Source organism: Kluyvera chengduensis (assembly GCF_044197065.1).
GTDB lineage: Bacteria > Pseudomonadota > Gammaproteobacteria > Enterobacterales > Enterobacteriaceae > Kluyvera > Kluyvera ascorbata_C.
In genome coordinates this window covers 1-25,913 of sequence record NZ_JBIQOI010000001.1, presented here as the reverse complement: position 1 = coordinate 25,913, position 25,913 = coordinate 1, and the positions used below count along the sequence as shown (strand labels likewise).

Sequence of the window (25,913 nt, the reverse complement as noted above, 5' to 3'; positions counted from 1 at the left end):
GGGGATTACTCTCAGAGATCGTCGGTATAACCGAGACTACGCAGTGCGCGCTCGTCATCGGCCCAGCCAGATTTCACTTTCACCCACAGTTCAAGGTGAACAGGCGCTTCGAACATATCCTGCATGTCCTTACGGGCTTCGATACCGATGGTTTTGATTTTGGAACCTTTGTTACCAATAACCATCTTCTTCTGCCCTTCACGCTCAACCAGAATCAGGCCGTTAACGTCATAGCCACCGCGCTCGTTAGAGACGAAGCGTTCGATTTCAACGGTGACTGAATACGGCAGCTCAGCGCCCAGGAAACGCATCAGTTTTTCACGGATGATTTCAGAAGCCATAAAGCGCTGTGAACGGTCGGTGATGTAGTCTTCCGGGAAGTGGTGAATAGCTTCCGGCAGGTGCTTACGCACGATACCCGCGATGGTATCCACGTTCAGACCGGTCTCTGCAGACATCGGTACGATATCGAGGAAGTCCATCTGGCTGCCGAGGAACTGCAGGTGCGGCAGCAGATCCGCCTTTTCCTGCACGTTATCGACTTTGTTCACCGCCAGAATCACCGGCGCTTTACCGCCGCGCAGTTTGTTCAGCACCATTTCGTCGTCAGGCGTCCAGCGGGTACCTTCCACCACGAAAATGATCAGCTCAACGTCGCCGATAGAGCTGCTGGCCGCTTTGTTCATCAGGCGGTTGATTGCGCGTTTTTCTTCCATGTGCAGGCCCGGGGTATCTACGTAGATAGCCTGGTATGCACCTTCGGTATGAATACCGACAATACGGTGACGCGTGGTTTGCGCTTTACGCGACGTGATGGAGATCTTCTGCCCCAGCAGTTCGTTCAGCAGCGTGGATTTGCCAACGTTCGGACGACCGACGATGGCAATAAATCCGCAGTAAGTTTTTTCTTCGCTCATTCCAGCTCCAGCTTTTTCAACGCCTGTTCGGCGGCAGCCTGTTCCGCCTTGCGACGACTGGAACCTGTGCCGACCACCGGTTCACTCAGGCCGCTAACCTGGCAGTGGATAGTAAATTCTTGATCGTGTGCTTCCCCGCGCACCTGAACCACCAGATAAGACGGCAGCGGCAGGTGACGGCCTTGCAGATACTCCTGCAAGCGTGTTTTTGGATCTTTTTGCTTATCACCTGGGCTGATTTCGTCCAGGCGGGTCTGGTACCAGGAGAGGATCAGCTTCTCAACGTTCTGAATGTCGCTGTCGAGGAACACCCCGCCAATTAACGCTTCAACCGTATCCGCCAGAATAGATTCCCGACGGAAGCCGCCGCTTTTCAGTTCACCCGGCCCTAAGCGCAGGCATTCACCCAGCTCAAATTCGCGAGCGATTTCCGCCAGCGTATTACCTCGAACCAGCGTCGCACGCATACGGCTCATATCCCCTTCATCCACGCGTGGGAAGCGGTGATAGAGCGCGTTCGCGATCACATAGCTTAAAATTGAATCGCCCAAAAACTCTAAGCGTTCGTTGTGCTTGCTGCTGGCACTGCGGTGCGTTAATGCCTGCTGCAACAGTTCCTGATGAACAAAAGTGTAGCCCAGCTTTCGTTGAAGCCGATTAATTACGATGGGGTTCATGCGATACCAAATAAATAAATGCGTCAAAAATGCAGCACACGAAACAGACCTGAAGGAAACCAATGCGGTTTCGTGTGCCGTGTCCCTGATAAGAGACATCCGAAACTTCGGGGGGATATTCTATACGCAACGACAAGGGATGTCGTTAGTTTGAATGGATTAAAACACGAAATAATTCACGCGGCGACTATTCAGCCACCGCGTGAAGTCAGGCTAAGAATTAATGGATCCCACCGATGCGGCTTAAACGCACGCCGGTTGGCCATTGACCCTCTTGTTTTTCAAAGCTCATCCAGATGGCGGTCGCTTTACCTACCAGGTTCGCTTCCGGCACAAAGCCCCAGTAACGGCTGTCCGCGCTGTTGTCGCGGTTGTCACCCATCATGAAGTAGTGGCCTGGCGGTACAATCCAGGTTGCCAACGGCAAACCGGACTGATGGTAATACATGCCGACCTGATCCTGCGCGATTGGCACGGTCAGGATACGGTGATTCACATCACCCAGCGTTTCCTGGCGCTGCGTCAGGCGTACGCCATCCGCTTTGCTTTCGCCCTGCGGCATCTCAAAGAAGCCGCTGGTCGCTTCACCGCCGTTGCTGCGGGAGAAGGTCTGGACGAAATCGCTCGGTTCAACGTTAGAGTAGGTCACCGGCAGTGCGCTACCGCACGCCTGACCGGAGCTGCATCCTGGTTGAATGGTCACCTGCTTGGCGATGGGATCGTAGGTCACTTTGTCCCCAGGCAGACCCACAGCACGCTTAATGTAATCAAGGCGCGGATCTTCCGGGTATTTGAACACCACAATGTCGCCACGTTTCGGATGACCAGTTTCAATCAGCGTCTTCTGGTAAATAGGATCTTTAATCCCGTAGGCAAATTTCTCCACCAGGATAAAGTCACCAATCAACAGCGTTGGCATCATCGAACCAGATGGGATCTGGAACGGTTCATAGATAAATGAACGCACGATCAGCACGATGGCCAGCACCGGGAAGACCGAAGCGCCGGTTTCCAGCCAGCCCGGTTTCGGGCCAACTTTCTTCAGCGTTTTTTTATCCAGCGCTTCGCCGGTGGCAACCTGCGCTGCCGCCTGACGTTCCCGCCGCTTGGGCGCGAAGATAAACTTATCAACGCACCACAAAAGGCCCGTTACCAGTGTGGCAATCACCAGAATCAGGGCAAACATGTTCGCCATGCCAACTCCTTAGAGATTATTTATTGTCTTTACCGACATGCAGAATGGCGAGGAAGGCTTCCTGCGGCAGTTCGACGTTACCGATCTGCTTCATTCGCTTTTTACCCTCTTTCTGTTTTTGCAGCAGCTTTTTCTTACGGCTGATATCGCCACCGTAGCATTTCGCCAGAACGTTTTTACGCAACTGCTTAACGGTTGAACGCGCGATAATATGTGTGCCGATGGCCGCCTGAATCGCGATATCAAACTGCTGACGCGGGATCAGATCTTTCATCTTCTCAACCAGTTCACGACCACGGCTCTGAGAGTTATCGCGGTGTGTGATCAGCGCCAGAGCGTCGACGCGTTCGTTGTTGATGAGAACATCAACGCGAACCATGTCAGAAGCCTGGAAACGTTTGAAGTTGTAGTCCAGCGACGCGTAGCCACGGGAGGTCGACTTCAGGCGGTCGAAGAAGTCGAGAACCACTTCCGCCATCGGGATTTCATAGGTCAGCGCCACCTGGTTACCGTGGTAAACCATGTTGGTCTGCACGCCACGCTTCTCAATACACAGCGTAATCACGTTGCCAAGGTAAGCCTGTGGCAGCAGCATGTGACATTCCGCGATTGGCTCACGCAGTTCATAGATGTTGTTCAGCGGCGGCAGCTTGGAAGGGCTATCAACGTAGATAGTTTCTCTGCCCGTGGTTTCCACTTCGTACACTACGGTAGGCGCGGTGGTGATCAGATCCAGATCGTATTCACGTTCCAGACGTTCCTGAATGATTTCCATGTGCAGCAGGCCGAGGAAGCCGCAGCGGAAGCCGAAGCCCAGCGCCGTAGAGCTTTCTGGCTCGTAGAACAGGGAAGCATCGTTCAGGCTCAGCTTGCCGAGCGCATCACGGAAGTTTTCGTAATCATCAGAGCTGACCGGGAACAGGCCGGCGTAAACCTGAGGTTTCACCTTTTTAAAACCCGGCAGCGCTTTATCCGCTGGGTTACGCGATGTCGTTAAGGTATCCCCTACCGGCGCGCCCAGGATGTCTTTGATTGCACAAACCAGCCAACCTACCTCGCCACATTTCAGCTCGGTACGGTCAACCTGTTTCGGCGTGAAGATACCCAGACGGTCTGCGTTGTAGACCTGACCGGTACTCATCACCTTAATTTTGTCGCCTTTACGCATGGTGCCGTTTTTAATACGCACCAGCGATACCACGCCCAGGTAGTTATCGAACCAGGAGTCGATAATCAGCGCCTGCAGCGGGCCTTCCGGGTCACCTTCCGGCGGCGGAATCTCGCGCACCAGACGTTCCAGTACATCGGTCACGCCCACGCCAGTTTTCGCCGAGCAGCGTACTGCGTCGGTGGCGTCGATGCCGACGATATCTTCAATCTCTTCCGCTACGCGTTCTGGATCGGCAGCTGGCAGGTCGATTTTATTCAGAACCGGCACCACTTCCAGATCCATTTCCATGGCGGTGTAGCAGTTCGCCAGCGTCTGCGCTTCTACGCCCTGCCCGGCGTCAACCACCAGCAGTGCGCCTTCACAGGCCGCAAGGGAACGGGAAACTTCATAGGAGAAGTCGACGTGGCCTGGGGTGTCGATAAAGTTCAGCTGATAGGTTTCCCCGTCGGCTGATTTAAAGTCCAGCGTCACGCTCTGCGCTTTGATGGTAATGCCACGTTCGCGTTCCAGATCCATTGAATCCAGAACCTGGGCTTCCATTTCGCGATCGGAAAGGCCACCACAAATCTGAATAATGCGGTCAGACAGCGTCGATTTACCGTGGTCGATATGTGCAATGATGGAGAAGTTACGTATATTCTTCATATATTAAAATATTTATGCCTTACGAATACTTTGAGGCCGCGGTACGGAGCCTGACGTTATTGTCGTTCGAAAACGCCGCATTCTACACTACAACCGCGTAACCAGGAAATGCTCTTCCCGCAAGCATAGCGCTTCCTGCGAGGAGTGTTCCAAAAATAATAAAGCCAGCGTAATCACTGGCTCATTTCGGTAGAAGACGTGGTGCGAATCAGGTCAGGCGGAAGCCCCACGCTGATGATGATAGGCTGCCAGGTTTCCCTCGCGGCAAGCCGCGGCGAGAGGCCTTTGGCAATCAGGAACCCGCCAACGCCACCAAGCACCGCGCCGCTGAGCGCCGCAATATCAGTGCCGAACAGGACCTGAAACAGTGCCGCGACCACGAACAGCCCCAGCAGCGGAGACATATAAACCAGCATCGCAGAGCCGAGGAGGCTACCTTCGGTAATGCCCAACTCCACTTTTTGCCCCGTAACCAGCGGTTCAGCGCTAGGAACAGAGATGGTGTGGTTGGTCTGTGGCCCCAGCTTATTCAGCACCCGGCTGCCGCAGCCTGCACGTGATGCGCAGCTATTGCAGGAGGCTTTTACATCGCAGCTCACCTGCGCAATACCGTTATTCCATGCAATAACGGTAGCCCACTCTTTAATCATTGCGCACCCTTGAATTGAATACCGTCAGCAACGCGTTTCGCCGTCGGAGGCGGAAGCTCGCCAACAATCGTGATATCGGCCTGATTGCGGATGGTCGTCGTGACCGTGCGGCGGCCGGTACGCAGCATCTGTTCGCTGCTATTAGCCGTTGCGCGGCTGATATTCACAGAGAAGCTAAACAGACCGTCGGAATAGAGACGGGACTCAACCGGGCTGTCGACGCTCGGCAGCGTACGACGGCTGCTGGAGACCTCTTTAAAGCCCTGCGGCAGCCAGCTTGTCGTCCAGTTGAAGGTCGCGCTGGTGCCCGTTGGTAAGGAGAGCTGCGGCGGCAGGTTGGCTTTCGCCAGCCCCTGCATGCTGGTGCTCACCTGATCGCCCGTAGAAATAGCGACAACCCGGAACTGTTCCAGGGTTTCACCATCACGGTCGAGCAGGTCAACGCGCATCGGCAGCTTGCTTTCGGAGTCCATCCACACGATATAGCTATAGCGTGTGCCGTCTCGCGCCACAACGCGGATGACATCGCACATGCGGTCCGCAATACGCGTACGGCCTACGGAGATAAAATCGTAGTAAGGCGCCAGACGTTTGAAATCGGTATAAACCAGCGATGGCAGCGAGTCGACAATATAGTCGCCGTTCAGCGTGAAGGGATCGAGACCTGGCTCAAAATAGCTAATCTCATTTCCACGCTGAACCACTTCGCGGCGCGGGCCGTCCATCTGCAGCAATTCCGCCAGCGGCTGCCCATTAAGACGCACGTGACGATAGCGCAGTGATTCGACGCCTGATTTATTAATGCTGACGAACGACAGCTCGTAGTTGAGTGACTGACTGGCCAGATTCATCTCCTGCAACAACGCCCCGGACGATACATCAGCCGAGGCGTTGGCGGTGAAGAACAGGCTACCAGCCACAAGGGACATGGCACACCAAAGTTGCTTCATTACTGCGATTGCGTTCCTAGAGTTTGGTATCCTGGCACCTGAACAGCTGCTTGCTGGGTTTGTGCCTGCTCAAACTGAAGCTGTTCTGAATGCAAGCGACGCTGCAATTCATAGTCCTGCAGCATAGCATTAATACGACGACGCTGTTCCTGAACCTGTTGAGGCCCGGTGCTGCCTGCCGATGCGTCTGTAGGAACCCCCAGACTCACTGGACTGGCTTTACCCATCATCGGCAGCGTGTTGAATACCGGCGATTCAGGTTGGGAGGATTCCGGTTGTCCATTATAGTGCTGAACGCCGACAATAACAGCAAGCGATACACAAGCTGCCACTCCCATCTGGGTAAGCGAACTGGCCCACGGACGAACCTTGCTCCAGAACGGCATTTTCTGCCATTGATGCGGCGCTGGCTGGGCTTCAGGAATAAGCGGCGCTGTCGGGAGACGAACGGGCTCATTTTCGATGGCGGCCATAACGCGAGAGGAAATATCGAAGTGAAGCACGTCACCCGTGTCGCCGCGAAGCGAGTCGCGGATCAGGTGATAGCTTGCCCAGGTTTCCTGTAACTCTGGCGAGCGCGTCAACTCTGTCAGCAGCTCGTTATCCAGCGTTTCACCATCCATTAAGGCGGAAAGTTTTTCTTTCTGCATGCCTAATACCTTTTCCAGTATCCCGCTTCCATCAACGCCTGATAAGCGGTTGAACTTTATTATCAATAGCTTCTCGCGCACGGAAGATACGAGAACGAACCGTACCGACCGGACAATCCATGATAGCCGCTATCTCTTCATAGCTTAGGCCATCGAGCTCCCGCAAGGTAATTGCCATGCGTAAATCTTCCGGAAGCGCATCAATGGTGCGAAAAACTATCTGTCTCAGTTCTTCTGACAACATTAAGTTCTCAGGGTTCGAAATTTCTTTCAAAGCGCCACCGCTTTCAAAGTTTTCGGCGTCGTTCGCGTCAACATCGCTAGACGGTGGACGACGACCCTGAGCAACCAGGTAATTTTTAGCTGTATTCACCGCAATACGGTACAGCCACGTATAGAAAGCACTATCTCCCCGGAAAGAATCCAGCGCGCGATAGGCCTTAATAAAAGACTCTTGTACCACATCCGGCACATCGCCAGATGGCACATAGCGGGAAACCAGGCTCGCGACCTTATGCTGATAGCGTACTACCAGAAGGTTAAAAGCTTTCTGATCTCCTTTCTGGACCCGTTCAACCAGGACCTGGTCCGTTAACTGCTCGCTCATCCGAGGTAATGTCTCCCCAAACCTTATTCCCATGCATAATCAGAATGCCACTCCAGCACTACATTATGAGCAAGCAGTGACTTAGAGTGTTCGAGTTTCGTAAAGTTCCGTTACGCTTTGTTTTTTGTTTAGCCGCAGACCGTTCATTGTCTATCATTATAAGTCTGCTGATGTTTACCAATACGTAAGTTGCGAAATAAAAACGCAAATCCCGAGAAGAGTAACGTAACCCGGCTTTTATTTCACCATAAATACGTCTTAAACCTCATAGCTTTCCTCTTATTTCTTAGCCCCTCTTTTCACCTGTTTTGTCACCACGTGTTTAGTCATTACAACCATAGTTCAAAAAAACCCTGCACACCTCGCTTTTATAGTGCTACTCTGCGATCACCGTGTTTAGTAAATTAAACAAAGATGATGAACTCACTTCCAGAACTTTCTTGTGATGTACTGATTATCGGCAGCGGGGCTGCAGGGTTGTCGCTAGCGCTTCGTCTTGCAGAGCACAGTTCAGTTATCGTGCTGAGCAAAGGGCCGATTAGCGAAGGCTCAACCTTCTACGCGCAAGGCGGTATCGCCGCCGTTTTCGATGAAACGGACAGCATTGAATCGCACATTGATGACACGCTGATTGCCGGTGCCGGGATTTGCGATCGTCAGGCCGTGTCGTTTGTCGCCAGCAACGCCAAACACTGTGTGCAATGGCTTATCGATCAGGGCGTGCTCTTTGATACCCAGGTACAGGCAAACGGAGAAGAGAGTTATCATCTTACGCGCGAAGGCGGACACAGCCATCGCCGTATTCTGCACGCCGCCGATGCCACCGGGCGCGAAGTCGAAAATACCCTGGTGAGTAAGGCCATTAACCATCCCAACATCCGTATTCTGGAGCGCAGCAACGCCGTCGATTTAATTATCTCAGATAAGGTCGGTCTGCCGGGCACGCGTCGTGTAGTAGGAGCATGGATTTGGGATCGTAATAAAGAGAAGGTCGAAACCTGTGCGGCGAAATCGGTCGTGCTGGCAACCGGCGGGGCATCCAAGGTTTATCAGTACACCACCAACCCGGATATCTCTTCTGGAGACGGTATCGCCATGGCCTGGCGCGCAGGCTGCCGCGTGGCGAACCTCGAGTTCAATCAGTTCCATCCTACGGCGCTGTACCATCCGCAGGCGCGCAACTTCCTGCTGACCGAAGCCCTGCGCGGTGAAGGTGCGCATCTGAAGCGCCCTGACGGCAGCCGCTTTATGCCAGACTTTGACGAGCGCGCCGAACTGGCGCCTCGCGATATCGTCGCGCGCGCTATCGACCATGAAATGAAGCGCCTTGGCGTCGACTGCATGTACCTCGACATCAGCCATAAGCCAGAAGATTTTGTGCGCCAACACTTCCCGATGATTTATGACAAATTACTGGGCCTTGGCATCGACCTGACCAAAGAACCGGTACCAATCGTGCCTGCTGCGCACTACACCTGCGGCGGCGTGATGGTTGACGACTATGGTCGCACCGACGTTGACGGCCTTTATGCCATTGGCGAAGTGAGCTATACCGGCCTGCACGGCGCTAACCGCATGGCATCGAACTCACTGCTGGAGTGTCTGGTATACGGTTGGTCGGCGGCGGAAGATATTCACAAGCGCATGCCGTACGCGCGTCAGGCGGAAAAACTGCCCGCGTGGGATGAGAGCCGCGTGGAAAACTCCGATGAGCTGGTCGTCATCCAGCATAACTGGCACGAGCTGCGCCTCTTTATGTGGGACTACGTCGGCATTGTGCGCACCACCAAACGGCTGGAACGCGCGCTGCGTCGAATCACCATGCTGCAGCAGGAGCTGGACGAGTACTACTCACGCTTTCGCGTGTCGAACAACCTGCTGGAGCTGCGTAATCTGGTTCAGGTTGCAGAGCTTATCGTACGCTGCGCGATGATGCGCAAAGAGAGTCGCGGCCTGCACTACACGCTGGATTACCCGGATCTGTTAACGGAGTCGGGCCCGTCGGTCCTTTCGCCGCTGGTTCACATAAATAAATAGAACGCCTGGGTCAGCGCGGTGTAGCCTTCCGAGTACTGCTGTTCTGGCCCACGGATCACCAACCGATCGCTAAAGCACTCTCCCCCTTTTGGGGAAAACGCCAGCAGAACTCGATGCGGCAGACGCATTTCAGTTTCCGCCACGTCGGTGCGCAGACGCAGATGCCAGCCCATGGATAACGCCTGTTGGGTAAACGTCTGACCGATGTTTTCCGGCAACACGACGCAGAAGAAACCATCTTCGGTAATGGCATTCGCCGCGCAGGCCAACAGCGCCTGGTGATCGAGCGAGGTGGTGTAACGCGCCTGTTCGCGCTGTGGCGTAGCGCACTCCACGCCCTGCTCATAGTAAGGCGGGTTGCTGACAATCAGGTTATAGCGCGTCGTCAACCCAGCCACCCACTGCTGAATATCCGCGGTGTGAACCTGAATACGTTCAGCCCACGGTGATTCAGCCACGTTTTCCCGTGCCTGTCCCGCCGCGTCGTCATCGAGCTCAACGGCATCGATAACCACGTTTTCATCGGTACGCTGCGCCAGCATTAATGCCAACAGACCGCTTCCCGTGCCAATATCGAGGATCCGATTAACCCGGGCGATAGGCGACCACGCACCCAGTAAAATACCGTCCGTACCCACTTTCATCGCACAACGATCGTGGGCAACAAAAAACTGCTTAAAAGTAAATCCGTTGCGGCGCAGCGCGGATTTAGAATCAGAGATCATGGTCAACCTTGCCAGGGAACAGCATATGCTTTTATAGCTATGCACAATACCCGAGAACAGATAGCCATACAAACAGATGAAGATTGGAGCCGTAACGTCTATAATCAGCGCCTCAAACAGAGGTAATCATGACTGTAACGACTTTTTCCGAACTTGAACTTGACGAAAGCCTTCTGGAAGCCCTCCAGAGTAAAGGCTTTACACGCCCGACTGCCATTCAGGCTGCCGCCATTCCGCCTGCGCTCGATGGACGTGATGTTCTCGGTTCTGCGCCAACCGGCACCGGTAAAACAGCGGCGTATTTGCTGCCTGCGTTGCAGCACCTGCTCGATTTTCCGCGCAAAAAATCCGGCCCGCCGCGTATTCTGATCCTCACGCCTACGCGTGAACTGGCGATGCAGGTCGCCGATCATGCTCGCGAGCTGGCAAAAAACACGCACCTGGATATCGCTACCATCACCGGCGGCGTCGCGTATATGAACCACGCCGAAGTGTTCAGCGAAAACCAGGATATCGTGGTGGCGACGACCGGTCGTTTGCTGCAGTACATTAAAGAAGAAAACTTCGACTGCCGCGCCGTTGAGACGCTGATCCTCGACGAAGCAGACCGTATGCTGGACATGGGCTTCGCCCAGGATATCGAGCATATTGCCGGTGAAACCCGCTGGCGTAAGCAGACGCTGCTGTTCTCCGCCACGCTGGAAGGCGAAGCGATTAAAGACTTTGCCGAACGTCTGCTGGAAGATCCGGTAGAGGTGTCTGCGACCCCGTCGACCCGCGAGCGTAAAAAAATCCATCAGTGGTACTATCGCGCCGATAACTTCGAGCACAAGGTTGAGCTGCTGAAACACTTGCTGAAGCAGGAAGATGCCACCCGTACCATCGTGTTTGTGCGTAAGCGTGAGCGCGTGCACGAGCTGGCGGAAATCCTGCGCCAGGCCGGTATCAACAACTGCTACCTCGAAGGCGAAATGCCGCAGATCAAGCGTAACGAAGGCATCAAGCGTCTGACCGATGGCCGCGTTAACGTGCTGGTCGCAACAGACGTTGCCGCACGCGGGATCGATATCCCCGACGTCAGCCACGTGATTAACTTCGATATGCCGCGCGGCGCAGATACCTACCTGCACCGTATCGGTCGTACCGGCCGTGCCGGTCGTAAAGGGACGGCGATTTCTCTGGTAGAAACGCACGATCACCTGCTGCTGCTCAAAATCGGCCGCTATATCGAAGAACCACTGAAGTCTCGCGTGATTGAAGAACTGCGTCCGACGACTCGCGCACCGAGTGACAAAATGACGGGCAAACCGTCGAAGAAAGTCCTCGCTAAACGCGCCGAGAAGAAAAAAGAGAAGGACAAAGAAAAACCGCGCGTGAAGGTACGCCATCGCGATGCCAAGAACGTAGGCAAACGCCGTAAACCAAGCGGCAGCGCTGCCCCAGAGCAGACTAGCGAAGAGTAAAACAAACGCCGGGATAACCTCCCGGCGTTTTCATATTGAAAGGTAACGGAAGCTGGCCATGAAGAAAAAAGAGTTCGTGACTCAGGACCTCCTCAGCAAAATTTACCAACAGCACAGCGAAGGGCCACGTAAGCTCCCGCCAGAACGGCAGCTGGCAGAGGAGTATGGCGTGTCACGCTTTACCATTCGTCAAGCGCTGGAGAAGCTCGCCAGTATCGGCGTGGTTCGCATTGTGCAAGGTTCCGGTATCTGGATTAATGAGCAGACGCGCAACAATCCGCTAGTCTATAACTCGATAACCGAAAAGCGTTTCGATCAGATGCGCTATCGCATGATAAGCCTGCACAAAAAGCGGCCGGAGAGAGAAGACCGGCAAATTTTCGGGCTTACCGATGATGATTTTATCTGGCAGTTCTGCCGCCTGCGCTTTGTCGATGAAGTCGCAACCCAAATTGAAATCTCCCGCATGCCCGCCGCGATGTTCAGCGATCTCAACCAGGTCGTGATTGAACGCTCGTTGCAGCAATACGTGCTGAGCAAAGGATTGCAGATTTCCCACCTGCTCACCAGCTACCAGGCGGTCAGCGTCAGTCGCGAGCAGTCAATGCTGCTGGGCTGCAAAAAGGGCAGCCCAGCGATGCACATTAATAACCGTGGGATCCTCGACGGTGGGCGCGTGTATGAGATAAGCGACATTATTGATATCAACTACAGCTGCACCTACGTGATCCCGCATAACCGCGATAACCTCACCTTCCGCCAGCAGCCTCAAGGCTGATTTACGGCGTGTGCATAGTGCCGTCTGGCAGACGGCTCTGCGTCCATTCATGCGGGCGGTACACCACCGGATACTGCAATGCCAGCGCTTCATCAAAACCTACGCCAATACCAGGCGCCGTCGGCGGATAGATAAAGCCATTTTTCACCTCAGGCGCACCGGGGAATACCGCATCCGTCATAGCCGAGCGTGGGATAAATTCCTGGATGGCCGCGTTGTGCAGATGGATATTCAAGTGCGTATTCACCGCCACACCGATAGGCGTCATATCACCCGGTCCATGCCAGGCCAGGCGTACGCCAAAGGCCTCGCACAGTACCGCCAGCTTCAGCGCGGGCGTAATGCCGCCAATCTGCGAAATATGGCAGCGGATAAAATCAATCTGTCGGTTGACGATCAGGTCATGCCACTCCGCAGGATTATTGAACAATTCTCCCATCGCTAGCGGCACGCTGCTCTGCTGGCGAATCTGCGCCAGCCACGGGCTCTGCTGTGGCGATAAAATATCTTCGATAAACCAAGGTTGATAAGGTTCAAGCTGCTTTGCCAGCTGTAGCGCCTGCTGCGGAAAGAGGCGTTCGTGGACGTCATGTAAAATATGGAAACGATGCCCGTAACGCGCGCGAAGCAGCCGGAACATCTCAACCGTATTTCGCACGTACTCGTCCTGATCGAACCATGCGCCCGGCGTTGGATTCTCTGGCGTGTGCATTTTTCGCGCCGTACCGCCGTAAAAACCAAGCTGGCAGCGAATATGGCGGTAACCCTGTTCCAGAAGCTTATCGACGGAGATAAACAGCTCATCCGGCGTTTCGCCACTGGCATGGGTGTAAGCCGCAATCGCATCACGGGATTTTCCACCCAGCAGCTGATACAGCGGCATACCGGCAAGCTGCGCTTTGATATCCCACAGCGCCATATCCACACCGGAGATGGCATTATTCATCGCCGGGCCGTTACGCCAGTAAGCATTAACGTTCATCATCTGCCAGAGGTCTTCGATATTGTTGGCGTCACGCCCCACCAGCAGCGGTTGAAGATACTCATCCACCAGCGTTTTCACCGCCAGCGGGCGCTGCTGGAACGTTGCGCAGCCCAACCCCACCACCCCGTTATCCGTTGTCACCCGTACCGTCACCAGGTTGTGGCGGTCTGGGCGGGTGATAAAGCACTCAATCGCAGTAATCAACGTCGGTTTCACAGAAAGCTCCCTGTGCAAAATAAATATCAATTTCTTATTATCTTCACCCTATTTTTAGGGTTCGGTAAACCTTTTTATCGAATAAATATTTTGGTCTGGAAATAGATATATTTATATTTAAAAAACGTACCAATTTACCAATTACCCATCACTCAACACCAAATACAGGAAAGAATGTGATTTTCATCATCATTTATTGGTTTGTTTTTACTGATTAGCTTATTTACCATTTCCACAGACAAAGATAACAACAAACATATCGCAGGAGCCGCTATGGGGACGCAAGAGGCTATCAGCCGAATTATTGGTCTGGTGGGTGGTCGGGAAAACATCAATAAAGTCTGGCACTGCATGACCAGGTTACGCTTTGATTTAATTGATGATAATAAAGTCGCACAGGAAGAGATTAAAAACCTACCTGGCGTGCTGGGCGCTCAGCTACAAAGCGATCAGTTTCAGATAATTATCGGGCCCAGGGTCAATAGCTGGTATGAACAACTGCAGGAGACCTTAGGCAACGGCGGCCATAGCGTATCTGAAAGCACGCCTAAAGCGCGTAAAAGCCTGGTGTCGCTGTTTATGGATACGGTCTCTGGCGTATTTGGCCCAATCGTACCCGCAATTGCTGGCGCTGGGATGATTAAGGGCCTGCTGGCAGGGCTTATCGCCCTGAGACTGGTGTCACCGAAGAGTGATACCGTGATGATAATCGACCTGATAGCGAGCGGTGTTTTCTATTTCCTACCGTTTTTCCTGGCCGTCTCGGCAGCGAAAATTTTTAAGACCAATGAGTATCTGGCGGCGGCGGTTGCAGCATGTTTGATGTATCCGACGCTGATTGACGCGGCAAAAGCGCTGGCAACCCATCAGGCGGATGCCACCTCCGCGCTCTGGTTATTTAACGCGATTCCGGTCTCGGTCTTTAACTACGCCTCAAGTGTTATCCCCGTCATCTTCTCGATTCTGGCGCTGAAGTATATCCATCAGGCAGTCGATAAAATTATGCCGGATGTATTGAAAACAGTCTTTACCCCAACGTTGACGCTATTCCTCGCTGCGCTGGCAGCGCTGGTCATCATTGGTCCGATTGGTATCTGGCTGGGTAAAATGCTGGCGTGGTTTATCGAGGGATTGTTTGGCGTTTCAGCAAGCTTTGCCGGACTGGTGGTTGGAGCTATTCGCCCAGTGGCGATTCTGACCGGAATGCATCACGCCATGACGCCGATTGCGCTACAGAACTTTAGCGATCGTGGCTACGACATGCTGATGCCGATGATGTTTATGGCTAACATGGCCATCGCAGGTTCCACCTTTGCCATCTGGCGAGTGAGCAAAGAGAACCGGACGGTAACGCTTTCCGCCGCTATTTCCGCGCTGTTGGGCATTACCGAGCCCGCGCTGTTCGGCGTGCTTACGCGCTACAAGAAAGCGTTTATTGCGGCAACCATCGCCAGTTCCCTGGCATCGGCATTTATCGCCTTCTTCGGTGTGCGGCTGTATGGCTATATTTTATCGAGTATTTTTAGCCTGCCCGCCTATATCGGCCCCTACTTTGTCTTTGCCCTTTCCGGCGTGGCCATCGCGCTGATCCTTTCCTTTGCGCTCACTACCCTTCTGGTCGGACGCGAAGAAGCAAAATAAAAAAATCCCCCCGCAGGCACCCTGCGGGGGGATTCGTCTACTGATGCCGGGCTAACCCAGCACGCCATTTTCCCACCCCTGAGAAATTACAGGCTCTCAGTAAAGGTACGGGCAATAACGTCACGCTGCTGTTCTGGAGTCAGTGAGTTAAAACGCACTGCATAGCCAGAAACACGGATGGTCAGCTGTGGATATTTTTCTGGGTGCTCAACCGCGTCCATCAGGGTTTCACGACGCAGCACGTTCACGTTCAGGTGCTGACCACCTTCTACGCGGACTTCTGGTTTCGCTTCAACCGGGATTTCACGGTATTCAATGTCGCCCAGCGCGCTGACGGCTACAACGTCATCTTCTGCGTAACCGCCTTTTGCACATAGGCAGCGTGCTTCGTTTTTCTCGCTGTCGAGCAGCCAGAATGAGTTCAGCAGGTCTTTATTTGCAGCTTTGGTGATCTGGATACCTGTAATCATTTGATGCCTCCCTAAGGCTCTTTATATTCGTTTTTAACCGACCTGACCGCGGCCAATTGGTAAAACCATTGTTGCTTGAGTGTATATATACCCCTCGAACACCCTTGATTCTTTGATTTAAATCAATAAAAACCACACCATAAAAGAGGTCATATCTGAAAATACTTGTTTTGCATCAAGTTACGCCCTGTGGTGCACGCAAAAATCTTTGTAAATATTCAACTTTTTTTGCCCCGTCAGCGATATCCACCGCCTTCTGATTTTGTGATGTCGAAAGAAGCAGTTAAGCTATACCGATAGCTATTCGCAGGAGAGCGAGATGACCACCCCTTTAACCTGGCACGACGTGCTAGCTGCTGAAAAAGAACAGCCTTATTTTGTGAACACCCTTGCCACCGTCGCCAGCGAGCGTCAGTCCGGCCAGACTATCTACCCGCCGCAGAAAGATGTCTTTAACGCCTTTCGCTTTACCGAGTTAAACGATGTGAAGGTCGTGATCCTCGGGCAGGACCCGTATCACGGTCCTAACCAAGCGCACGGTCTGGCCTTCTCCGTACAGCCGGGCATCGCGACGCCGCCCTCCCTTTTAAATATGTATAAAGAACTTGAGGGAACCATCCCCGGCTTTACGCGCCCAAACCACGGCTATCTTGAGAGCTGGGCGCGCCAGGGCGTGCTGCTGCTCAACACCGTGCTGACCGTTCGTGCAGGGCAGGCGCACTCGCACGCTAGCCTGGGTTGGGAAACCTTTACCGATAAAGTGATCGCGCTGATTAACGAACATCGCGAAGGCGTCGTGTTCTTATTATGGGGTTCACACGCGCAGAAAAAAGGCGCCATTATTGACACTCAGCGCCACTGCGTGCTGAAAGCACCGCACCCATCGCCGCTCTCCGCGCACCGCGGGTTCTTTGGCAGTAACCATTTTGTGAAGGCGAATGAGTGGCTAGAGCAGCGCGGTGAAGCGCCGATTGACTGGATGCCGGTGTTGCCGGAATAGTCTGGAGAGCTTCCCGGCGTCACTGCGTTCGGCCGGGCTACATTTGAATCGGAGCCCGACCAAGTGCAGTGACGCCGGGAAATATTGCAGATATAAAAAAACCGGTCGAGTTGCCTCTTCCGGTTTTTTTTCAACATCGCGTTTGCTTACGCTTTATGCTGACGCCACCATTCGGCTAATAGCACGCCCGTCGCCACGGAAACATTCAGTCCTTCAACGGCACGAGTTCCGTCGATAGAAACACTCATGTCAGCAATAGCGGCTGCCGCTTCGGAAACGCCATCGCGATCCTGACCTAGCGCCAGAACCATCTTCTTAGGCAGTTCGGATTTGAACAGCGGCAGGCCACGGCCGTTGCCGCTGGTCGTTACGATGGTGTAGCCCGCATCGCGGAACTGCTCCAGCGCGTCGATGAAACCGTCACCGGTAATCGGCTCAACGTGTTCAGCGCCACCTTCTGCGGTACGAATAGCCGCACCGGATTCCAGCAGAGCCGCATCCTGCAGTACCACGCCTTTCACACCGAAGTGCGCGCAGCTGCGGATCATCGCGCCGAGGTTGTGTGGGTTACCGGCGTCTTCCAGCGCCAATACGCAGTCATCTTCGCCGCTTTTTGCGACCCACTGCTGTACGGACGTCCCGTTACGTTTTTTGATCAGGAAGCACACGCCGCCGTGGTGCTCAGTGCCGGATGCTTTCGCCAGCTCTTCTTCATCAACCACGTGATAGGCTTTGCGGTTTGCCGCCATCCAGCGCAACGCTTCTTTAAAGCGCGGGGTTACGCTCTGAATGAACCATGCGCGAACGATAGCGTCCGGACGGCTCTGGAACAGTGCCTGACAGGCGTTTTCGCCGTATACACGGGTCTCTTCTGCGCGCTGACGACGCAGGACTTCTGGATCGATAAAGCTTTTACCGCTGATCCCGCCGTGATCGGCTTTTGCCGGCGCGTCATCACCCGGAGCACGGGAAACCGTACGCCATGGGGAGCCTTCGCCACGATCGCGATCGCGTTCTACATCGCGGTCACGACCACGTTCACGGCCGCGTTCGCTGTTAGGACCCTTTCTCTCATCACGGGCAGGGCGACGACCGCCTTCGGCACGGGAAGCACCAGCACGGGATGTGCCAGGACGGCCTCCGCCTTTACCAGTACGAGGATTTTGGGTGCGTTTGTCCGAGTCATCGTCACTGCGGACGTACATCACTTTGACCTTGCCGTTTTTGTTCTTCAGTTCGTCGCTCATGTTTTTCTCCACCTGCGCTGCGCGAAGCGCGCAGATTACCTGATGTGTTAGCGCTTAGCCATTACTTCATAAAAAAGACCACGACTATTGTATCCATCGGACAAAACGCCTTGTTGATTAATACACTCTTGTTGATAATGTGTAACATTATAGAAACATTCGGCAACCTTGCCGTTCTGCAACACGATGACCCAGAGGTGAGTTATGAATACCGTTTGTGCCCACTGCCAGGCGCTTAATCGCATTCCAGAAGCGCGTATTAACGAAGCGGCAAAATGTGGACGCTGTGGTGAAGACCTGTTTGATGGCGAAGTCATTAATGCCACGGACAGCACGCTGGATAAACTGCTGAAGGACGATCTCCCCGTTGTTGTTGATTTCTGGGCGCCATGGTGTGGCCCATGCCGTAACTTCGCGCCCATCTTCGAGGATGTGGCCGAAGAACAAAGCGGTAAAATTCGCTTTGTGAAAGTGAACACCGAAGCGGAACGCGAACTCAGCGCTCGTTTCCGTATCCGCAGCATCCCGACCATCATGATTTTCAAAAATGGTGAAGTCGTCGATATGCTTAACGGCGCGGTCCCGAAAGCGCCGTTTGAAAGCTGGCTGAACGAAGCTCTGCAGGCATAATCCCACCGGGGCACATCTTGTGCCCCGTATCCGCCTCTGCGACAATAGTCTCTTTGCCGTACGACTCCCATGATTGATAACGCCGTTCTTCGGTTGCGTGCTGAGCGTTTAGCCCGCGCGACTCGCCCTTTCCTTGCCCGTGGTAATCGGGTTCGCCGCTGTCAGCGTTGTCTGCTGGTGCAGCGCTATTGTCTGTGCGACACCATTGCCCCGCATCCGGCAAAGAGCCGTTTTTGCCTGGTGATGTTCGATACCGAACCAATGAAGCCCAGTAATACTGGTCGCCTGATTGCCGACATTTTGCCGCAAACTGATGCCTTCCAATGGTCACGTACCGAACCGCCCCAGGCGTTACTCGAGCTGGTTAAAAACCCGGACTATCAGCCGATGGTCGTTTTCCCGTCGTCCTATGCCGACCCGGACCGTCAGGTACTCAGTGCGCCGCCCGCTGGCAAGCCACCGCTGTTTATTATGTTAGACGGAACCTGGCCAGAAGCGCGGAAAATGTTCCGCAAAAGCCCATGGCTGGACAATATTCCGCTTATCTCCGTCGACCTGTCGCGCGTGTCCGCCTATAGCCTGCGGGAGGTGCATGCCGAAGGTCAGTACTGCACGGCGGAAGTGGCCATTGCGCTACTGGATTTAGCCAATGATACCGGCGCGGCTTCGGCGCTTAGTCAGCACTTCACCCGCTTTCGCGATAACTACCTTGCGGGAAAAGCTCATCATCAGGGCAACATCACAACAGCCGAAGCGGAAAACGGTTAAACTCATAGAATTACTGTCGCGTAAGGAAGACGGCTATGAGTCAACGTGGGCTGGAAGCACTTCTGAGGCCAAAATCGATTGCGGTGATTGGCGCCTCGATGAAACCACAGCGGGCCGGTTTTTTAATGATGCAGAATCTGTTGGCCGGCGGCTTTGCTGGCCCTGTTCTGCCCGTTACCCCGACCTGGAAAGCGGTGCTTGGCGTTCTCGCCTGGCCGACCGTTGCCAGCCTCCCCTTTTCCCCAGATCTTGCGGTGCTTTGCACCCATGCGCGTCGTAACCTCGAGCTGCTGGAAGCACTGGGGGAAAAGGGCTGTAAAACCTGCATTATTCTCTCCTCGACGCCCGACCAGTTCAGTGAACTGAAAGCATGCGCCGCCCGCTACCAGATGCGCCTTCTTGGGCCAAACAGCCTGGGCTTGCTCGCACCGTGGCAGGGCCTGAATGCCAGCTTTTCGCCGGTGCCCATTCGCAAAGGGAAACTGGCCTTTATTTCTCAATCAGCCGCCGTTTCCAATACCATTCTCGACTGGGCCCAGCAGCGCGAGATGGGGTTTTCCTACTTTATCGCGCTCGGCGACAGCCTGGACATTGATGTCGACGACCTGCTCGATTATCTGGCGCGGGACAGCAAAACCAGCGCCATCTTGCTCTATCTGGAGCAGCTCAGCGATGCGCGCCGCTTTGTTTCTGCCGCTCGCAGCGCCTCGCGCAATAAGCCGATTCTGGTGATTAAAAGCGGACGCAGCCCGGCGGCTCAGCGCCTGTTGCACGTCAACTCGGGTATGGACCCGGCATGGGATGCCGCGATTCAACGCGCGGGTCTGCTGCGCGTACAGGATACCCATGAGCTGTTCTCTGCCGTTGAAACGCTCAGCCATATGCGCCCCTTACGCGGCGAGCGGTTGATGATTATCAGCAACGGCGCGGCTCCGGCGGCGCTGGCGCTGGATGAGCACTGGGCGCGCAACGGTAAGCTCGCCATACTCAGCGACGAGACGCGCCAGCAGCTACAGCAGCTGCTGCCGGAAACCGTCGAAGCTAATAACCCGCTGGACTTGCGTGATGATGCCAGCATTGAACACTATTTAGCGGCGGTGAAAGTGCTGCTCGATAGCCCGGATCTGGATGCCCTGATGGTGATCCACTCTCCAAGCGCAACGGCGCCGGGCAGCGAAAGCGCGACCGCGTTAATTGATCTCATCAAGAAGCATCCGCGCGGGAACTATATCAGCGTGTTGACCAACTGGTGCGGCGAATACTCATCGCGAGAAGCCCGCCGCATGTTCAGCGATGCCGGTATCCCAACCTATCGCACCCCGGAAGGGACGATTACCGCCTTTATGCATATGGTGGAATACCGGCGCAACCAGAAACAACTGCGGGAAACACCGGCGCTGCCCCATAGCCTGACGGCAAATACCTCACAGGCTCACGAGCTATTGCAGCAGGCGATAGACAACGGTATCAGCGCGCTGGACACCCATGAAGTTCGTCCGATTCTGGAAGCCTATGGGCTGAATACGCTGCCGACCTGGATTGCCTCCGACAGCGCTGAGGCCGTTCATATCGCCGAACAAATTGGTTATCCCGTAGCATTGAAGCTACGGTCGCCGGATATTCCGCATAAATCGGAAGTCCAGGGCGTCATGCTCTATCTTCGTACCGCTACCGAAGTGCAACAGGCCGCCGACGCGATCCTCGACCGCGTCAAAATGACCTGGCCACAGGCGCGCATTCACGGCCTGCTGGTGCAAAGCATGGCCAACCGCGCTGGCGCACAGGAATTACGCGTGGTGGTTGAGCACGATCCGGTTTTCGGCCCGCTGATTATGCTGGGCGAAGGCGGCGTAGAGTGGCGGGCGGAAAACCAGGCAGCCGTTGCACTGCCGCCACTCAATATGACGCTGGCGCGCTATCTGGTGATTCAGGCGATTAAGAGCAAAAAAATCCGTGGACGCAGTGCGCTACGCCCGTTAGATATTCCCGGATTAAGCCAGCTGCTGGTGCAAGTTTCCAACCTGATTGTTGATTGTCCGGAGATCCAACGCCTGGATATTCATCCGCTGTTAGTTTCCGGCAGTGAATTTACCGCACTGGACGTCACGCTGGATATCGCGCCGTTTAGCGGTTCAAGCGAAAGCCGTCTCGCCATTCGCCCGTATCCTCAACATCTTGAGGAGTGGGTAGTCATGAAAAACGGTGAGCGCTGTTTATTCCGTCCTATTCTCCCGGAAGATGAACCGCTGTTGCAGCAGTTCATCGCGCGCGTCACGAAAGAGGATCTTTACTACCGTTACTTTAGCGAGATTAACGAATTTACCCACGACGATTTAGCCAATATGACGCAGATCGACTACGATCGGGAAATGGCCTTTGTCGCCGTTCACGGTTCTGGCGATGATACCGAGATCCTCGGCGTAACCCGCGCGATTTCCGATCCTGATAATATCGATGCAGAATTTGCCGTACTGGTACGTTCTGATTTGAAAGGCCTTGGGCTCGGTGGGCGACTGCTGGATAAACTGATTAACTATACCCGCGCTCACGGTTTACTGCGCCTGAATGGCATTACCATGCCCAATAACCGCGGGATGATAGCGCTCGCGAGAAAGCTCGGCTTTGACGTTGATATTCAGCTGGAAGATGGCATTGTGGGTCTTTCATTAAGGCTGAGTAATGACTAAGTTGCTGGAAATGCTGCCCTTACCCGACAGAGATGGTATCATTGACCGCTTACGTCGTCTGCCAGGTACAGAGGACCCTTCACTAAACCAGAGAAGAAACGCACTGTGATGTTGTCAAAATTTAAGCGTAATAAACATCAACAACACCTTGCCCAATTACCCAAGCTTTCACAGTCTGTTGATGATATTGAGTTTTTCTATGCTCCAGCAGATTTCCGTGAAGCTCTGCTCGCAAAAATCGCCAGCGCCACGCGCCGAATCTGCATCGTCGCGTTGTACCTCGAACAGGACGACGCCGGAAAGACGATTCTGCAAGCCTTGTACGACGCCAAACGTCAACGCCCGGAGCTTGAAGTCCGCGTGCTGGTTGACTGGCACCGTGCACAGCGTGGGCGTATTGGTGCTGCCGCGTCTAATACTAACGCGGACTGGTACTGTCGTACTGCAAAAGAGAATCCGGGCGTAGAGGTTCCCGTTTACGGCGTGCCTATCAACACCCGTGAAGCGCTCGGCGTACTGCACTTTAAGGGCTTCATTATTGATGACTGCGTGCTGTACAGCGGCGCGAGTATCAACGATGTCTATCTGCATCAGCACGATAAATATCGCTATGACCGCTATCAGTGCATCCGCAATCCGAAAATGGCCGACATCATGTTTAACTGGGTGTCGGAAAATCTGGTTGAAGGCCGCGGCGTTAACCGCCTCGATAATACCGAGCGTCCAAAAAGCCCAGAAATCAAAAACGATATCCGCCTGTACCGCCAGGAATTACGTGATACCAGTTACCATTTTGAAGGCGATGCCAGCGATGATGAACTCACCGTCACACCATTAGTTGGTCTGGGTAAAACCAGCGTTCTGAACAAAACGATTTTCCACCTGATGCCGTGTACTGAGGAAAAGCTCACCATCTGTACACCGTACTTCAACCTACCTGCGCTGCTGGTGCGGAACATTATTCGTCTGCTGCGGGATGGAAAAAAGGTCGAGATTATCGTCGGTGATAAGACGGCAAATGACTTCTACATCCCGGAAAGCGAGCCGTTTAAAATTATCGGTGCGCTGCCTTATCTGTATGAAATTAACCTGCGTCGCTTCCTGAGTCGCTTACAGTATTATATTAATACCGATCAGTTAACCGTACGTCTGTGGAAAGACGAGGATAATACCTACCACCTGAAAGGAATGTGGGTCGACAACGAGTGGATCCTGCTCACCGGGAATAACCTCAATCCACGCGCCTGGCGTCTGGATCTGGAAAATGCCGTGCTGATCCACGATCCGAAAAAGCAGCTGGCCTCAATGCGCCAGAAAGAGCTGGATCTGATCCGCAAAAACACCACCGTAGTGAATGATTTCCGCGATCTGCAAAGTATCGCTGAATATCCGGTTAAAGTACGTAAGCTTATCCGCCGTCTGCGACGTATCCGTATCGACAGACTCATCAGCCGTATCCTTTAAATTGCAGCCTCGTTTCGACGGGGCTTTTTTTCAGGGAGCCTTCAATGACCCGCGTGTTTGTTCTTTTCTGTACGCTCGTATTAAGCGGTTGTAGCCATATGGCAAACGATAGCTGGGTCGGTCAGGATAAAGCACAGCACTTTATTGCATCAGCTATGCTGTCTGCCGCCGGTAACGAGTATGCGCAGCACCAGGGCATTAGCCGTGAACGCAGCGCCGCCATTGGCTTTATGTTTTCTGTGAGTCTGGGGGCATCGAAAGAGCTGTGGGATAGCCGCCCTGCAGGGAGCGGCTGGAGCTGGAAAGACTTTGCGTGGGATGTTGCCGGCGCCACAACCGGCTATGCGGTGTGGCAGCTGGCGCACCATTAACGCTACAGGCGTAACCCCTTCCCTTTGCGGTGCAGCTTCAGCGATACGAGGAAAGCCAACGCCGCCATCACGGTAACATACCAGAAGAAGGCGGTCTCAATACCTTCCGACTTCAGCGATAGTGCCACGTACTCAGCCGAACCACCAAACAACGCATTCGCGACCGCATAAGAGAGCCCTACTCCCAGCGCGCGTACCTGTGCCGGGAACATTTCAGCTTTCAAAATTCCGCTAATCGAAGTGTAGAAGCTGGTGATCAGCAATGCGCACATGACCAGGCCAAACGCGGCATACGGCGAGGTGACGTTCTGCAATGCGGAGAGGATTGGCACGGTAAACAGCGTTGCCAGCGCACCAAAGCAGAGCATGGAGGTACGACGGCCAACTTTGTCCGACAGCAGGCCAAAGAATGGTTGTACCAACATGTAGACAAACAGTGCTGCCGTCATAATGACGCTGGCGAGGTTAGCGCTCATGCCTGCCGTATTCACCAGATATTTCTGCATATAGGTAGTGAAGGTATAGAAGCTTAACGAACCGGCGGCCGTAAAACCAAGCACCATCACAAACGCTTTACGATTACGCCATAGCCCCTTGAAAGATCCAGCCTCTTTCAGCGTACGGGTTTCTTTCTGCGATGTTTCATCGAGCTGACGGCGTAGCCACAACGCCACGACAGCCAGTACCGCCCCCATAGCGAACGGTATACGCCATCCCCAGGCGTGAAGGCTTTCACTGTCCATTACGTTTTGCAGGATAACGACGACCAGTACAGCTAACAGCTGACCACCGATTAAGGTGACGTACTGGAATGACGCATAGAATCCTTTGCGCCCCTCGACCGCCACTTCACTCATATAGGTCGCACTTGTGCCATATTCCCCGCCAACAGAGAGCCCCTGGAATAAACGCGCCAGCAATAGCAGCGCCGGAGCCCAGGTGCCAATCACGCTGTAGCCCGGCAGGCAGGCAATCACCAGAGAGCCAAAGCACATCATACAGACGGAGATAAGCATTGAAACTTTACGTCCGCGGCGGTCGGCAATACGACCAAATAGCCATCCGCCGATAGGACGCATCAGAAAACCAGCAGCAAAGACACCTGCGGTTTGTAGAAGCTGGGTGGTCGTATTTCCGGATGGAAAGAAGATATGAGCAAAATACAGAGAACAGAACGAGTAGACATAAAAGTCAAACCATTCAACGAGGTTCCCCGATGATGCCCCGACAATTGCCATGACACGACGGCGAGTATCACTGCCGGTAAGCGTCCCTTCTGGGGTCACACTGGTTACAGCCATTCGTTAACTCCTGCCAAAAGCGATCTCCTGCCTTAACCGGGCGTACACGTCACGCAGGCAGGTATTTTAGTGAATGAAATGTTATATAATTGTTATATGTAAATTAGTGATTGGCATCACGTTTTTCATTAGCAAGATCACGATTTAGGAGTAACTGTAGGTACGAGGGGCACACGAAGGGGTTAAAACGTTAAAGATAAGGCACTTGTAGCCCGGGCGAACGCAGTGACCCCGGGAAAATTCACCGCACTTTCCTTTCCCGCACACGCAAAAAAGCCCATCCGTCAGGATGGGCTTTTTCACTAATTGATGCCTGGCAGTTCCCTACTCTCGCATGGGGAGACCCCACACTACCATCGGCGCTACGGCGTTTCACTTCTGAGTTCGGCATGGGGTCAGGTGGGACCACCGCGCTACAGCCGCCAGGCAAATTCTGTTTATCAACACGCCTTAGCATGTCGATGTAATCTGTAATCAAGCTGAATATCGATGTCTCTTCGCCAAAACATCTTCGGCGTTGTAAGGTTAAGCCTCACGGTTCATTAGTACTGGTTAGCTCAACGTATCGCTACGCTTACACACCCAGCCTATCAACGTCGTCGTCTTCAACGTTCCTTCAGGACTCTCAAGGAGTCAGGGAGAACTCATCTTGGGGCAAGTTTCGTGCT

General features: G+C 53.9%; 23 protein-coding genes and 2 rRNA genes. 10 read left to right on the top strand and 15 right to left on the bottom strand.

Features of this window, described 5'->3' with window-relative positions:
* Positions 1–11 precede the first annotated feature (11 nt).
* The 8 genes from era to rpoE form a co-directional block, all read right to left on the bottom strand.
* Positions 12–917 (bottom strand): GTPase Era, encoded by a 906-nt coding sequence (era, locus tag ACH1XZ_RS00125; RefSeq protein ID WP_395593842.1) that lies wholly within the window; start codon positions 915–917, stop codon positions 12–14.
* Positions 914–1,594, bottom strand: coding sequence for a ribonuclease III (gene rnc / locus ACH1XZ_RS00120; protein WP_015963393.1), 681 nt, complete (start codon positions 1,592–1,594; stop codon positions 914–916). The genes era and rnc overlap by 4 nt, the downstream gene beginning before the upstream one ends.
* Positions 1,595–1,814: 220 nt before the next feature.
* Positions 1,815–2,789, bottom strand: a complete 975-nt coding sequence (gene lepB / locus ACH1XZ_RS00115; protein ID WP_185670084.1) for a signal peptidase I — start codon at positions 2,787–2,789, stop codon at positions 1,815–1,817.
* 16 nt (positions 2,790–2,805) lie between these two features.
* On the bottom strand, positions 2,806–4,605 hold the full coding sequence (lepA, locus tag ACH1XZ_RS00110) for a translation elongation factor 4 (protein WP_395593841.1): 1,800 nt from the start codon (positions 4,603–4,605) through the stop codon (positions 2,806–2,808).
* Between the two features lie 173 nt (positions 4,606–4,778).
* Positions 4,779–5,255 (bottom strand): SoxR-reducing system protein RseC, encoded by a 477-nt coding sequence (rseC, locus tag ACH1XZ_RS00105; RefSeq protein WP_395593840.1) that lies wholly within the window; start codon positions 5,253–5,255, stop codon positions 4,779–4,781.
* The gene (gene rseB / locus ACH1XZ_RS00100) at positions 5,252–6,205 is read right to left on the bottom strand and encodes a sigma-E factor regulatory protein RseB (protein ID WP_395593839.1); all 954 of its coding nucleotides are present in this window, start codon (positions 6,203–6,205) and stop codon (positions 5,252–5,254) included. The genes rseC and rseB overlap by 4 nt, the downstream gene beginning before the upstream one ends.
* On the bottom strand, positions 6,205–6,855 hold the full coding sequence (gene rseA, locus ACH1XZ_RS00095) for an anti-sigma-E factor RseA (protein ID WP_395593838.1): 651 nt from the start codon (positions 6,853–6,855) through the stop codon (positions 6,205–6,207). Before rseA ends, rseB begins: the two co-directional genes overlap by 1 nt.
* A gap of 31 nt (positions 6,856–6,886) precedes the next feature.
* Positions 6,887–7,462, bottom strand: coding sequence for an RNA polymerase sigma factor RpoE (gene rpoE, locus ACH1XZ_RS00090; protein ID WP_035893821.1), 576 nt, complete (start codon positions 7,460–7,462; stop codon positions 6,887–6,889).
* Positions 7,463–7,879: 417 nt separating this feature from the next.
* Between rpoE and nadB the strand changes: the two genes are divergently transcribed.
* Positions 7,880–9,499 carry an L-aspartate oxidase gene (gene nadB, locus ACH1XZ_RS00085; RefSeq protein WP_395594664.1) on the top strand — a complete coding sequence of 540 codons (1,620 nt, stop codon included), beginning with the start codon at positions 7,880–7,882 and terminating at the stop codon, positions 9,497–9,499.
* On the opposite strand, the gene trmN is transcribed toward nadB, so the two are convergent.
* Positions 9,484–10,221: a tRNA(1)(Val) (adenine(37)-N(6))-methyltransferase TrmN gene (gene trmN / locus ACH1XZ_RS00080; RefSeq protein ID WP_395594663.1), complete on the bottom strand. Its 738-nt coding sequence runs from the start codon at positions 10,219–10,221 to the stop codon at positions 9,484–9,486. The genes nadB and trmN overlap by 16 nt on opposite strands.
* Positions 10,222–10,352: 131 nt before the next feature.
* On the opposite strand from trmN, the gene srmB reads away from it, so the two are divergent.
* Positions 10,353–11,687 (top strand): ATP-dependent RNA helicase SrmB, encoded by a 1,335-nt coding sequence (gene srmB / locus ACH1XZ_RS00075; protein WP_312655942.1) that lies wholly within the window; start codon positions 10,353–10,355, stop codon positions 11,685–11,687.
* Between the two features lie 58 nt (positions 11,688–11,745).
* Entirely contained in the window at positions 11,746–12,465 is a 720-nt protein-coding gene (locus tag ACH1XZ_RS00070) for a GntR family transcriptional regulator (protein WP_395593837.1), read from the top strand.
* 1 nt (position 12,466) lies between these two features.
* Here ACH1XZ_RS00070 and ACH1XZ_RS00065 read toward each other — a convergent pair whose 3' ends face one another.
* On the bottom strand, positions 12,467–13,666 hold the full coding sequence (locus ACH1XZ_RS00065; protein WP_395593836.1) for an enolase C-terminal domain-like protein: 1,200 nt from the start codon (positions 13,664–13,666) through the stop codon (positions 12,467–12,469).
* A 273-nt stretch (positions 13,667–13,939) separates the two neighbouring features.
* Here ACH1XZ_RS00065 and ACH1XZ_RS00060 point away from each other — a divergent pair, with 273 nt between their 5' ends.
* Positions 13,940–15,307, top strand: a complete 1,368-nt coding sequence (locus tag ACH1XZ_RS00060) for a PTS transporter subunit EIIC (protein WP_395593835.1) — start codon at positions 13,940–13,942, stop codon at positions 15,305–15,307.
* A gap of 86 nt (positions 15,308–15,393) precedes the next feature.
* Here ACH1XZ_RS00060 and grcA read toward each other — a convergent pair whose 3' ends face one another.
* A complete protein-coding gene (grcA, locus tag ACH1XZ_RS00055; RefSeq protein WP_395593834.1) occupies positions 15,394–15,777 on the bottom strand; it encodes an autonomous glycyl radical cofactor GrcA in 384 nt (127 codons plus the stop codon).
* 319 nt (positions 15,778–16,096) lie between these two features.
* Here grcA and ung point away from each other — a divergent pair, with 319 nt between their 5' ends.
* Positions 16,097–16,777 carry a uracil-DNA glycosylase gene (gene ung, locus ACH1XZ_RS00050; protein WP_035893808.1) on the top strand — a complete coding sequence of 227 codons (681 nt, stop codon included), beginning with the start codon at positions 16,097–16,099 and terminating at the stop codon, positions 16,775–16,777.
* A gap of 146 nt (positions 16,778–16,923) precedes the next feature.
* On the opposite strand, the gene ACH1XZ_RS00045 is transcribed toward ung, so the two are convergent.
* Complete coding sequence (locus ACH1XZ_RS00045; protein WP_395593833.1) at positions 16,924–18,024, bottom strand: tRNA/rRNA methyltransferase; 1,101 nt, start codon at positions 18,022–18,024, stop codon at positions 16,924–16,926.
* 204 nt (positions 18,025–18,228) lie between these two features.
* Here ACH1XZ_RS00045 and trxC point away from each other — a divergent pair, with 204 nt between their 5' ends.
* The 5 genes from trxC (at position 18,229) to ACH1XZ_RS00020 (ending at position 23,944) form a co-directional block, all read left to right on the top strand.
* On the top strand, positions 18,229–18,654 hold the full coding sequence (gene trxC / locus ACH1XZ_RS00040; protein ID WP_123650357.1) for a thioredoxin TrxC: 426 nt from the start codon (positions 18,229–18,231) through the stop codon (positions 18,652–18,654).
* A gap of 69 nt (positions 18,655–18,723) precedes the next feature.
* On the top strand, positions 18,724–19,422 hold the full coding sequence (locus tag ACH1XZ_RS00035) for a tRNA-uridine aminocarboxypropyltransferase (RefSeq protein WP_123650358.1): 699 nt from the start codon (positions 18,724–18,726) through the stop codon (positions 19,420–19,422).
* Between the two features lie 35 nt (positions 19,423–19,457).
* Positions 19,458–22,109, top strand: a complete 2,652-nt coding sequence (locus tag ACH1XZ_RS00030) for a bifunctional acetate--CoA ligase family protein/GNAT family N-acetyltransferase (protein ID WP_395593832.1) — start codon at positions 19,458–19,460, stop codon at positions 22,107–22,109.
* A 108-nt stretch (positions 22,110–22,217) separates the two neighbouring features.
* Positions 22,218–23,573 (top strand): CDP-diacylglycerol--serine O-phosphatidyltransferase, encoded by a 1,356-nt coding sequence (gene pssA / locus ACH1XZ_RS00025; RefSeq protein WP_395594662.1) that lies wholly within the window; start codon positions 22,218–22,220, stop codon positions 23,571–23,573.
* Between the two features lie 44 nt (positions 23,574–23,617).
* Entirely contained in the window at positions 23,618–23,944 is a 327-nt protein-coding gene (locus ACH1XZ_RS00020; protein ID WP_395593831.1) for a YfiM family lipoprotein, read from the top strand.
* A 2-nt stretch (positions 23,945–23,946) separates the two neighbouring features.
* Here ACH1XZ_RS00020 and ACH1XZ_RS00015 read toward each other — a convergent pair whose 3' ends face one another.
* From ACH1XZ_RS00015 to ACH1XZ_RS00005, 3 genes are all read right to left on the bottom strand, one after another.
* Positions 23,947–25,245: an MFS family transporter gene (locus ACH1XZ_RS00015; RefSeq protein WP_395593830.1), complete on the bottom strand. Its 1,299-nt coding sequence runs from the start codon at positions 25,243–25,245 to the stop codon at positions 23,947–23,949.
* A gap of 311 nt (positions 25,246–25,556) precedes the next feature.
* Positions 25,557–25,672, bottom strand: a 5S ribosomal RNA gene (gene rrf / locus ACH1XZ_RS00010).
* Between the two features lie 94 nt (positions 25,673–25,766).
* Positions 25,767–25,913: ribosomal RNA gene (locus tag ACH1XZ_RS00005) — 23S ribosomal RNA — on the bottom strand; the annotation flags it as partial.